Below are 11,043 nucleotides of genomic sequence, written 5' to 3' on the forward strand. Positions count from 1 at the left end.
TCCAAGGGGCCACTGCCCCTTGGCAGGGGGTGCAGGGGGACAGCGTCCCCCTGCAATCGCCCGCACGCCCCTCCCTCAACGCAGCTCCCGCGCGATCACGGCCAGGGCGGCGGAGGAGATGGTGACCTGGCTCAGCACCTGGGTCAGGTCACGGATGAAGCCCCAGGTTTCGTAGGGGGAGGGGTCTTGGGGGACGACGACGAGGCTGCCGGGGGGGATGGGGGGGCCGCCGGCCTGCCAGCCGGACAGGCCTGCGGGGGCGGCCTGTCCGTTCGGCAGCACGACGAAGGCGCGGGCGCTGTCGGCGAAGCGTTGGGCGCCGCCGGCGGCGCGGGCGTAGTCGCTGGCGCGCCAGCCGGAGCGGAATTGCAGGCTGCCCGGGTTCAGCACGGCGCCGACGACGGTGACTTCGTTGGGGCGTTTCGGGATGACGATCAGGTCGCCTGGTTCCAGCAGCACGTCGCGGTCCGGGTGGGCGGCGAGTTGCACGGGGTCTGCCTCCACCACCATGCGGCCCGCGGCCTGCGCCTGGCGGAGCGAGGCGGCGAGTTCGCGCCCGGCGGAGATGGCGCTGCCCACATCCACGCCCTGGGCGCGCCCACCCGCCACCGCCTGCCCGGCGGCGACCTGGACGAGCGAGGTTTCGAGGTCTCGTGCGGCACGCGCGAAGCCTTCCTGCTGGCGGCGGCGCACGCTGTCGCGGGTGAAGACGGCGCCGTAGGGGTAGGCCTGCGGGGTCAGGCCGCCGGCGCGGGCCAGCAATTCGGACAGGCGCTCGCCGCGGCGGATGTCGTAGCTGCCGGGGCGCACGGCTTCGCCGGCCAGCACCACCGGCCCGCTTTCGCGGTCGGAGAAGCCGCGCGGCACCCGCAGCACGTCGCGCGGTGAAAGCCGCACCGCCCGGAAGTTGCGGGACCGCAGGTCCAGCAGAAGGCGGGTCAGCGGCTGCGCGCCGGCCTGGTCCACAGGCTCGCGTGCCAGTTCCACCGCGGACAGGTCGGCGCCATCGGTGGCGCCGCCGGCGGCCGCCAGCAGCAGGTCCAGCCCGGTATCGTCGAGCAGCGGGAACAGGCCGGGCTGGCGCACCTCGCCGCTGAGCAACACGGCCGCATCCAGCAGGAAGCCCAGAAGCTGCGGGTAGTCGAGGAACAGCTGCGGGCAGGCCGGCGCCCCGATATCCGGGAAGCCGGCGCCGCGGGCATGGGCGAAGCGGGCGGGGGCGCTGCGGCTGGCGATGGCGAGCTGGGTCAGCGCCGCGCAGGCCGTCTCCTCCGGCGCTTCGCCACGCAGCGCGCGTTGCACCGGCGGGCTGGCGAGCCAGGCGATGTCGCTGTTGGCCAGCACGATCACCTCATCGCCCTCGGCCAGCGGCAGGTCCGTGGTGCCGTCCAGGGTGCGGGCCAGGTCGAAGGGCACGAAGTGGCGGCCGCGCGTCGCGGGGTCCAGCCGCAGGATGACGGACAGGCGCGGATAGGGGTCCGGCCGCACCAGCCGGGCGTCGCGCAGCAGCGATCGCAGCGTGGCGCCGCCGCGGCCGATGGCGCGGGTGACGGGGGCGGAGACGTGGCCGGCCAGGCGCAGCTGGTTCGCCACCACATCGGCGCCGGGCTGCACCAGCACGCTGTCGCCGCGGCGCACGGCATCGCGCGGGCCGATCTCGGCGAAGCTGCGGCCGCCGCCGGCCTCCGTGCCCTGCACCAGGAAGCGGTTGCCGGCTGGCCGCAGCGGGTCCCCGGCCAGGCGCAGCAGGGTGGCAAGCGGCGCGCTGGTGGCGCGGGCGGGCAGTTCGTAGATCCCCGGCCGCGTCACCTGCCCGGCCACCGCCACCACGCTGCCCAGGGGAGGCACGATGATGCGTTCGCCTTCGCGCAGCGCCAGGTCCACCTCCGCGCCCTCTCCGGTGATGACGGCGTAGAGGTCGATGGTGCGGCGGCCCTGCGGGCCTTCGACGCGGATGGCGCGCAGGCTGCCGGTGCGGCGTGGCCCGCCGGCCTGCATCAGCGCATCGAGCACGGAGGACAGGGCCGTCACGGTCTGCATGCCCGGCCGCTGCACCTCGCCGGCCACGAAGATGGCGATCTGCCGCACCTGGCCCACGGACAGGAAGGCCTCGGTGCCCGGCATGTCCCGCGCGACGCGGGCTTCGAGGTCGGCGCGCAGCGCGCCGAGGGTGCGGCCGGCGGCGGGAATCGGCGGCAGGTCCGGGGTCAGGATGGTGCCGTCGCGCTGCACCCGCAGGTTGAGCGTGGCGCGGGTGCGGCCGCGCAGCGCCAGGACCAGCTCATCCTCCCGGCCGATCAGGTAGTTCTCGGGCAGGGCGCCGGATTGGCTGGGCGCGCGGCTGGTGCTGCTGAAGCTGTCATAGCCGAATTGCCGCAGCGCCATGCCGAGGCGTTCGGCGAAGAAGATCTCGGTATGGGACAGTGGCTCCGCTGCCGGCGCGACAAGCTGTGCCCCGGCGGCACCCCCGGCCGGGGAGGGCGCCAGCGCCGGGCCGGGCGGGTTGGGGAAGGCGGGTGCGCTGGGTGCTGGAAGCGGGCCGCCGGCGGGGCGACCGGCGGCGGCATCCCGCAGGCGTTGCAGGATGTCCTGCTGCGCGGCGTCCGGCAGGCTCGGGACCAGCAGCCCGCCAGGCAGCAGCGAGGGCAGGGATGGTGGCGCGAGCGCGGCGCCCTCGGAGCCTGGGCCGGAGAATTGCGCGCGCGCGGGTGCGGCGGCTGCCAGCAGGCCGAGCAGCAGGCCGAATCGGCCACAAAACTTCAACCCCAGGATGAATTGCATTTTCATTGTTCAGCCTGTGTGTAGCATAAGCATGTGATTCATGTCTGACCAACTCCCATTCAATCCTGAACAGGACGCCTGGGTTGCAACCGTCGCGGATCGCTTCCGCGCCGGGCGCCGGCCCGGCCGTCTCTGGCTGATGGCGGATGCGGCCTGGCGGCTGGGTGCCCGGCCGGTGGGGCTGATGCTGCTGCACCGGGCCAGCCTGGCGGCCGGCCTGCCGCAACGCCGCCTGGCCGATGCCGCCGCCCCGGCGGGCGTTTTCCTGCCTGTCATCACGCCGCCCGCCCCGCCCCTGCCGGCGGCGGCCGCCGCCCGGGTGCTGGAGGGCGCCAGGGCCCTGCCGGCGCGGCCGGACTGGCATGGCGGGTATGACCCGGCCGCCCCCGCCATCGGGCAGGACCTGTTCGCCGCCGGCGATATCCGCCCGGTCTGGGAGGCAAGCCGCTTCGCCGATGTGCTGCTGCTGGCCCAGGCCGCGCGGATCGACCCCGGCGGCGGCCATCTGGCGCAGGCGGAGGCACGCCTCGCGGCCTGGTGCGCGGCCAACCCCGCCTTTCGCGGCCCCGCCTGGGCCTGCGGCCAGGAAGCCGCGCTGCGGGCGCTGTCCCTGGCGCTGGCGCTGGCGCTGCTGGATGCGGACCGCGACCCGCCGCCGGCCGCCCGCGCCCTGCTGGCGCTGTGTGCGCGGCGCATCGCGGCCACACCCGCCTATGCCGCGGCGCAGGACAACAACCACGCCATTTCCGAACCCGCCGGCGCCTTCGCCTGTGCGCTGTTGCGGCGGGATCGGGCCGGCGCGGACCGGGCGGCGCGGCATCTGGCTTCGGCGGTGGCGCGGCTGGTGGCGCCGGATGGCGGCTTCGCGCAGGTCTCGGCCGGCTATGCGCGGCTGGCGCTGGATGTGCTGTCCGTCGTCGAATGGCTGCGCCGCCGGCATGGCGCGCCGGCATTTCCCGCGCCGCTCACCGCCCGCGCCGCCGCACTGGCCGGCTGGCTGCACCGGGTGGTGGCGCCGGAGGATGGCAGCGGCCCGGCGCTCGGGGTGGAGGATGGCTCCGCCTTCGCCGATCTCGGCCTGCATGGGCCGGTGGATGCGCGCGGCAGCACCGAACGCGCCGCGCGGCTGTTCGCCGGTGCCGGGGCCGATCTGCCGCAGGATGCGGGCTGCATCTGGCTCGGCCTGGCCCTGCCCGCGTCACGGCTGCCGCGCCCGGCGCGCTGGCGGGCGGCGGGCAGCCAGGGCTGGGCGGCGGGCGGCGCCACGGGGCTGCTGCGGACCGGGCCGCTGCGCTTTCGCCCCTCGCAGCCCGATCTGCTGCATTTCACCCTGCGCGACGGGCCGCGCATGGTGCTGCGCGATGGCGGCACCGGCGCCTACAACCCGGCCGCCCCCTGGTGGTGGCAGGCCCTCGCCAGCGGCGCCGCGCACAATGCGGTGCTGTTCGACGAGGCCGAGCCGATGCCGCGCCTCGGCCGCTTCCTGTTCGCCCGCTGGCCACGCCTGCGCGACCTGCCGGATGGCGCGGCGCGGCGCGATGCGGCCGGTCCTCGCCACGCCCGCCGCGTGCAGGTGCGGGGGCGGTGCTGGACGGTGACGGATCACCTGGCCGGGCGCTTTGGCGTCGCCACGCTGCGCTGGCGGCTGCCGGATGGCGATTGGCGGCTGCACGGCGACATGGCCGAGGATGGCCGCCTGCAATTGCGGATCGAGGCCGATGCGCCCCGGGGCGCCCTGTCCCTGGCCATGGAGCGCGGCTGGCACAGCCCGGCCTATGGCGCCATCGCGCCCTGCCCGGTGCTGTGCGTGACGGCCCGCGCGCCGGTCGCGCGGCTGGTCACCACCATCACGCTGCCCACAAGGGAGCCGGCCTGATGCCGCTGGAGACGCTGATGCTGCGGCTGTGGCAGTGGCGCGGGCGGGTGGTGCTGCTGGCGCTGCTGCTGTTCGGCGCCGGCGCCTTCACCGTCTTCAGCCTGCCGCGCAGCTTCGTGGCGGAAGCGGTGGTGGCGCCGTCGGAGACGACGGGCATCGCCACCTCCTCCCTCCTCTCCGCCTCGCCCGCCTTCTCCGGCCTGCTGGACCCGCGACCGGCCGGCAATTTCGCCATCTATCTGGGCGCGCTGCGCTCCGCCGAGGCGGCGATGCAACTGGTGGAGGTGACGCCGCTGCTGGCGGTGCTGGCCGAGCGCCACGCCGCCGGCCCGGGCGGCGCGCTGCGCCAGGTGCTCGGCCTGCAGCGGGAGATGGACCTGGACGACGCGCGCAACTGGCTGACGCGCAACCTGGCGGTGACGCAGACGCTGGGCTCGGTGACCTGGACGCTCTCGCTGGCGCATCCGGATCGCGACCAGGCGCTGGTGACGCTGCGCCACCTGCACGCCTTCGCCGAGGCCAAGGTCCGCGCCGACCTGGAGGACATGGCCCGCCGCCGGGTGGTGGCGCTGGAGGCGCGGCTGGCGCGGGAGCAGGATCTGTATATCCGCCAGGCGCTGTATGAGGTGATGGCCCAGCAGCAGCGCGTCCGCCTGGTGGTGGCGGCGGATGAGGCGGTGGCGGCGCGGCTGGTCTCCGCCCCGCTGGTGGAACAGCGCGCCTCGCTGCCCAACCGGCCCCTGTTGCTGCTGCTGCTGCTGGTGACGGCGCCGCTGGCGGCGCTGGCGGTGGCCGCCGCCGCGATCCTGATGTCCGGCCTGCGCCCAGCCCCGGCGGCGACCCGCGCCGCCTACCGGATGGAGCCGGCGGAATGACGGGCGGGCTGCTGGCCTGGCTCGCCGGGGCGCTGGCGGCCGTGCTGCACCTGGCCGGCGCGCTGAAGACCACGCCGGCGCTGTCCGCGCTGCCCTTCGACATCACCCTGGTCAGCCTCGCGCTGCTGCTGCCGCTGCTGGCGCTGCTGCTGGTGACGCGGCGCTGGGCGGTGGCGCCGGCGCTGGCGCTGCCGGTGGCCGCGGCGGCGCTGCTGTGGCTGTGGCTGGTGGTGGCCGGAAGCTGGTCCGCCTCCCGCCTCGTGCTGGCGCAGAAGCTCCCGGAAGTGGCGATCGCCGCACCCCTGATGCTGGTCGCCGGGCTGCTGGTGGGGGCGGAACCGTTGGCGCGTTCGGCGTTGTGCCGGGTGACGCTCGGCATCGGGCTGCTGCTCGGCCTGCTGGTCGGCTGGTCCGCCCTGGCGGGCTGGCAGGCGCAGGATCTGGCGCAGGCGCGTGTGCACCATCAATTGGCCGGCCTCGCCTTGGCCAGTGCGGCGGCGCTGGCGGCGCTGGCGGCGGTGGAGGCGCGTGGCCTGTGGCGGCTGGCCTGGCTGGCAGCGGTGGTGGGGCTCGGCGCCACCTCGCTGCTGCCTGGCGGGCGCACGGCGCTGGCGGCGCTGGTGCTCGGCGTCGCCCTGGCGCCGGCCTTGCGGCTGGGCCGCCGGGCCGGGCTGGCCTGGCTGCTGGCGGCGCTGGCGGTGCTGGCTTTGGCGGGCCTGTGGCTGCTGCTGCATCCAGGCCTGGTGGATGGGCTGCGCACGCTGGAACGCCTGACCTCGGAACCGGCGGGGCTGGAGGCGCGGCAGGGGCTGTGGCAGGCGGCGCTCGGCTGGGGCGGGCTGGCGGCGCCCTGGGGCCTCGGCACTGGCGGCTTCACCATCGCCGCCGGGCATGGCGAATGGCGCGGCCTGTACCCGCATAATCATGCGCTGGAGGCGCTGGCGGAGGGCGGGTTGCCCGGGCTGGTGCTGTGGCTCGGCGCCTTCGGCGGCGCGGCGCTAGTCATGGTGGCGCTGGCGCCGGGCGTGGCGCCGGCACGGCTGGCGCGGATCGCGGCGCTGGTGCTGCCGGTGGCGATGACCATCCTGGTCTCCACCGACCTCGGCAACCGCATGGCGTGGTTCGCCCTGGGCCTCGCACTCAGCCTGGGGCTGACGCTGCGCCCGCGGGACAGGGTGCTGCGCCCGCCGGCCACGGCGCCGAACCATGTATGAGCGCTTCGGCAAGCGATTGGTCGATGTGCTGGGCGCGCTGGCGCTGCTCGGGCTGCTGGGGCCGGTGATGCTGGCGGTGGCGCTGGCGGTGCGGCTGCGGCTGGGCGCGCCGGTACTGTTCGTGCAGCCGCGCGCCGGGCGCGGCGGGCGGCCCTTCACCCTGCTGAAGTTCCGCTCCATGGCGCCGGGCGCGGCGCCGGACGCCGAAAGGCTGACCGGCTTCGGCCGCAGGCTGCGCGCCAGCGGGCTGGATGAGCTGCCGCAGCTGGTGAATGTGCTGCGCGGGGAGATGAGCCTGGTCGGTCCGCGGCCGCTGCCGCTGTCCTACCTGGCACATTATTCGCCCCGCCAGGCGCAGCGGCTGCGGGTGCGGCCCGGGCTGGTCGGCCCGGGGGTGGCCGCCGGGCGCAATGAAGTGGCCTGGCCGCAGCGGCTGGAACTGGGCGCTGAATACGCGAACGGCCCGTTGCGGTTGGACCGGGATCTCTGGCTGGCGCTGCGCAGCCTGTGGGTGCTGCTGCGCGGCCGGGGGGCCACGGCGCCGGGGCATGCCACCATGCCCGCCTTCGCCGCGCCGCCCTCCGGTCCGTTGCCGCCCAGGCCCGCGGCACCCGGCCCGCCGCCCACTCCGGCGGCACCCGTCCCGTCGCCACCCAGTCCGTCGCGGGACGGGCGATAAGGGCAAATCGGTTGCGGCGGCCAACCTTTCCACAGGGAATGCTTGATCTTTCGTTAATCAATCAACCAAGATGGGTAACGAATACGGCAAAATTCAATCATTTGGTTCATAATGCCACTCCCTCATGCCTCTCCTGTCGCGGCTGCCGTACTGCCCTTCCCGGGTCGCGTCGTGCCGTCGCGGCTGGCTCTGTCCCTGCCGCATCTGGCGGGCGTGGAGATGGAAGCGCTGCGGGCCACGCTGGAGTCGGGCTGGCTGGCCCCGGCCGGCCCGACCCCCGCGGCGTTCGAGGCGGCGCTGGCCGAGACCACCGGCTTTGCCGCCAGCCTCGCCACCACCTCCGGCACCGCCGCGCTGCATCTGGGCTACCGGGTGCTCGGCGTGCAGCCGGGGGATGAGGTCTGGGCACCGGCGCTGACCTTCGTCGCCACCGTGGCGCCCGCCGTGCAGATGGGCGCGGTGCCGCGCTTCCTGGACGTGACGCCGGAGGGCTGGGGCATGGACCCTGCCCTGCTGGCGGAGGAACTGGCCGCGGCGGCGCGGCGCGGCAGGCTGCCGCGGGTGGTGGTGCCGGTCGACCTGTACGGCCAATGCTGCGAGCTGGATGCCATCATCGCCGCCTGCGACCGCTGGGGCGTGCCGGTGATGTGCGACAGCGCCGCCGCCATGGGCGCGCAGCAGCGCGGCGGCCGCCATGCCGGGCAGGGCGCACGGCTGGCGGTGTATTCCTTCAACGGCAACAAGATCATCACCGCCGCCGGCGGCGGCGCGCTGGCCAGCGACGACCCGGCGCTGATCGCCCGCGCCCGGCACCTGGCCGGCCAGGCGAAGGAAGCCTGGCCGCATTACGAGCATGAGACCACCGGCTATGCCTATGGCATCTCCTCCGTCCTGGCGGCGATCGGCCTGGCGCAGTTGCCGGTGCTGGAGGCGCGGGTGCAACGCCGCCGCGCCATCTTCGCCACCTATGCCGAGGCGCTGGCCGACCTGCCCGGCCTCGGTTTCATCGCCGAGCCCGGCTGGGGCCGCGCCAATCGCTGGCTCACCGTGCTGCGCGTGGACCCCGCCGGCTTCGGCGCGGACCGGGAGCATCTGCGCCGGGCGCTGGAGGCGGCCGGGGTGGAAAGCCGCCCGGCCTGGAAGCCGCTGCATCTGCAACCGGCGTTCCGGGACGCGCCCCGGGCCGGCGGCGGCACTGCCGCGGCGCTGTTCGAGACCGGGCTATGCCTGCCATCCGGCAGCGGCATGGCCGCGGCGGACCAGGATCGCGTGATCCAGGTGGTGCGCCAGCATGCCCGCGCCTGAACGCCACGATCCGGATGGCGGCAGGCCGCGGCCGCCGGGGCTTCGCATTCTGTATCTGCACCAGCATTTCTCCACCCCCAACGGCACCACCGCCACCCGCGCCTGGCACCATGCCAGCGCTCTGGCCGCCGCCGGGCACGCCGTGACGCTGGCCTGCGGGCGCTATGACGGGGCGCTCACCGGCCTCGATGGCCCGTTCCGCCGCGGCCGGCGGCGGGGCCGCGTCGGCGGGTTCGAGGTGGTGGAATTCGACATCCGCTGCGGCAACAGCCAGGGCCTTCTCGCCCGCACCGGCGCCTTCCTGCGCTTCGCCGCCGCCGCCAGCCGGTTGGCGCTGGGCGGCCGCTGGGATCTGGTCATTGCCTCCTCCACCCCGCTGACGGTCACGATTCCGGCGCTGCTGGCGCGGCGGCTGCGCGGCACCCCCTTCATCTTCGAAATCCGCGACCCCTGGCCCGAATTGCCGGCCGCGCTGTCGCGGCGCGGTGGCGGTGCGCGGCGTGGCGTGGTGCCGCGCCCGGTGCTGCGGCTGATGGGCCTGCTGGCCAATGCCGCCTGCCGCCAGGCCGTCGCCGTGCTGGCGCTGACCGAGGGCATGGCCCGTGTCGCGCTGGAGCGGGGCGCGGAGCCGGACCGGCTGCGCGTGCTGCCGCAGGGCGCCGACCTGGTGCTGTTCCATCCCGGCATCGCCCCCTGGCGCCCGCCCGGGATCGCGATGCAGGAATCCATGGCGGTGTATGCCGGCGCGCATGGCCGGGCGAATGGCCTGCACCAACTGCTCGATGCCGCCGCAAGGCTGCGGCGCACCGGCCTGCAGCTGGTGCTGGTGGGGGAGGGGTCGGAGAAACCGGCGCTGATGGCGCGCGCCGCGGCCGAGATGCTTCCCGTCACCTTCCTGGAGCCGATGCCCAAGGCGCATCTCGCCCGGCTGCTGGCGGCGGCGGAGATCGGGTTGCTCTGCCTGGCGCCGGTGCCGGAATTCGCCGAATGGACGGCGCCGAACAAGCTGGCGGAGGGGCTGGCCTCCGGCCTGCCGATGGTCACCAACGTGCCCGGCCGCGCGGCGCGGCTGCTGGCCGAGGGCGGCTGCGGGCTGACGGTGCCGCCGGGTGATGCCGATGCGCTGGCCGCGGCGCTGCTGGCGCTGGCCACCGACCCGCCACGCCGCCAGGCCATGGCACGCGCCGCCCGCATCGTCGCGGAGCGGCAATTCGATTCCCGCCGTATTGCCGCGCGCATGGTGGCGGTGGTGGAGGCGGTGGCCGGCCATCCGCCACGCCGCGCCACCGCGCAGCACAACCGGGCGCAAGCCGGATGAGTGAACCCCTGCTGCTGATGCTGTCCGCGGCGCATCCCGCCACGGATGTGCGGATCGTCGCCAAGGAAGGCGCGGCCCTGGCCGCCGCCGGCTTCCGGCTGCGCCATTTGGCGCCGCGCCTGTCCGGTGCCGTGCCGGAAAGCCTGCATGGCGTGGCGCTGGAGACCTTCGCCGCGCCGCGCGGCTGGGCCGGGCGGCTGCGCGGCATTCCGGCGCTGGCCCGCCGCGCCGCGGCGCTGCGGCCGGCGGTGATCCACGCGCATGAGCCGGATAGCTGGCTCGCCGCGCTGCTCGCGGCCCGGCGCTGCGGCGCGCGGGTGGTGCTGGATGTGCACGAACACTACCCCTCCCGCCTCGATCCTGCCGTGCCGGCGTTGCTGCGGCCGCTGCTGGCGCCGCTGCTGCGGGCGGCGATGCGGCTCGCCTGCGGGGCGATGGCGGCGCGGGCGGATGCGGTGGTGCTGGCGAAGGACGGGCTCGCGGCGGATTACGCCACGGCGCGGCGCAGCATCGCGGTGCGGAACTATGCGACGCCGGTGGAGGTCACGCCGCGCCACCACGCCGCCGGGCCGCCGGTTCTGCTGCATCTGGGCGCGCTGACCGCCAGCCGTGGCGCGCTGCTGCTGCCGGCGCTGCTGGCGCGGCTGCCCGGCGCGCGGCTGCGGCTGGTCGGCCGCTTCACGGATGGCAGCGAGGCGGAATTCTGGGACCGCGCGCGGGCGCTCGGCCTCGCCACGCGGATCGAATCGCTGGGCTGGATGGAGCGGGAGGCGGCGGTACGGGTGGCGGCCGAATGCGATATCGGCCTGGTGCTGTTCCAGCCGGGGGTGGAGAACCACCGCCTGGCGCTGCCGCACAAATTATTCGACTGCATGCTGGCCGGCCTGCCGGTGATTGTGCCCGACTTCGCCGAGGAGGTCTGCGCCGTGGTGCGGGAGGCTGATTGCGGCCTGGCGGTGGATGTGGCGGAGGTGCCGCGCATCGCGGCGGCGGTG

The 11,043-nt window shown here is 75.3% G+C and carries 8 protein-coding genes; 7 read left to right on the forward strand and 1 reads right to left on the reverse strand.

What is annotated here, in order from left to right; genetic code table 11:
* Window positions 1–75: 75 nt before the first annotated feature.
* The gene (locus Q8S40_RS22965; RefSeq protein ID WP_305672269.1) at window positions 76–2,787 is read right to left on the reverse strand and encodes an SLBB domain-containing protein; all 2,712 of its coding nucleotides are present in this window, start codon (window positions 2,785–2,787) and stop codon (window positions 76–78) included.
* A gap of 34 nt (window positions 2,788–2,821) precedes the next feature.
* On the opposite strand from Q8S40_RS22965, the gene Q8S40_RS22970 reads away from it, so the two are divergent.
* The 7 genes from Q8S40_RS22970 to Q8S40_RS23000 form a co-directional block, all read left to right on the forward strand.
* Window positions 2,822–4,657: a heparinase II/III family protein gene (locus tag Q8S40_RS22970; RefSeq protein ID WP_305672270.1), complete on the forward strand. Its 1,836-nt coding sequence runs from the start codon at window positions 2,822–2,824 to the stop codon at window positions 4,655–4,657.
* Window positions 4,657–5,532, forward strand: a complete 876-nt coding sequence (locus Q8S40_RS22975) for a hypothetical protein (protein WP_305672271.1) — start codon at window positions 4,657–4,659, stop codon at window positions 5,530–5,532. The genes Q8S40_RS22970 and Q8S40_RS22975 overlap by 1 nt, the downstream gene beginning before the upstream one ends.
* The gene (locus Q8S40_RS22980; protein WP_305672272.1) at window positions 5,529–6,746 is read left to right on the forward strand and encodes an O-antigen ligase; all 1,218 of its coding nucleotides are present in this window, start codon (window positions 5,529–5,531) and stop codon (window positions 6,744–6,746) included. Before Q8S40_RS22975 ends, Q8S40_RS22980 begins: the two co-directional genes overlap by 4 nt.
* Window positions 6,739–7,425, forward strand: a complete 687-nt coding sequence (locus Q8S40_RS22985) for a sugar transferase (protein WP_305672273.1) — start codon at window positions 6,739–6,741, stop codon at window positions 7,423–7,425. The genes Q8S40_RS22980 and Q8S40_RS22985 overlap by 8 nt, the downstream gene beginning before the upstream one ends.
* Window positions 7,426–7,536: 111 nt before the next feature.
* A complete protein-coding gene (locus Q8S40_RS22990) occupies window positions 7,537–8,730 on the forward strand; it encodes a DegT/DnrJ/EryC1/StrS aminotransferase family protein (RefSeq protein WP_305672274.1) in 1,194 nt (397 codons plus the stop codon).
* Window positions 8,717–10,048, forward strand: a complete 1,332-nt coding sequence (locus Q8S40_RS22995; protein ID WP_305672275.1) for a glycosyltransferase family 4 protein — start codon at window positions 8,717–8,719, stop codon at window positions 10,046–10,048. The genes Q8S40_RS22990 and Q8S40_RS22995 overlap by 14 nt, the downstream gene beginning before the upstream one ends.
* Window positions 10,045–11,043, forward strand: a 999-nt coding sequence (locus Q8S40_RS23000; RefSeq protein ID WP_305672276.1) for a glycosyltransferase, incomplete at its 3' end; no start/stop codon positions are given. The genes Q8S40_RS22995 and Q8S40_RS23000, both read left to right, overlap by 4 nt.

It is taken from the genome of Falsiroseomonas sp., assembly GCF_030695085.1.
Classification (GTDB): domain Bacteria; phylum Pseudomonadota; class Alphaproteobacteria; order Acetobacterales; family Acetobacteraceae; genus Falsiroseomonas.

Coding starts and splice junctions, on each gene's coding strand:
- Q8S40_RS22995 (WP_305672275.1), top strand. CDS start 8,717: ATGCCCGCGCCTGAACGCCACGATCCGGATGGCGGCAGGCCGCGGCCG.
- Q8S40_RS22975 (WP_305672271.1), top strand. CDS start 4,657: ATGCCGCTGGAGACGCTGATGCTGCGGCTGTGGCAGTGGCGCGGGCGG.
- Q8S40_RS22980 (WP_305672272.1), top strand. CDS start 5,529: ATGACGGGCGGGCTGCTGGCCTGGCTCGCCGGGGCGCTGGCGGCCGTG.
- Q8S40_RS22990 (WP_305672274.1), top strand. CDS start 7,537: ATGCCACTCCCTCATGCCTCTCCTGTCGCGGCTGCCGTACTGCCCTTC.
- Q8S40_RS22965 (WP_305672269.1), bottom strand. CDS start 2,787: ATGAAAATGCAATTCATCCTGGGGTTGAAGTTTTGTGGCCGATTCGGC.
- Q8S40_RS22985 (WP_305672273.1), top strand. CDS start 6,739: ATGTATGAGCGCTTCGGCAAGCGATTGGTCGATGTGCTGGGCGCGCTG.
- Q8S40_RS22970 (WP_305672270.1), top strand. CDS start 2,822: ATGTCTGACCAACTCCCATTCAATCCTGAACAGGACGCCTGGGTTGCA.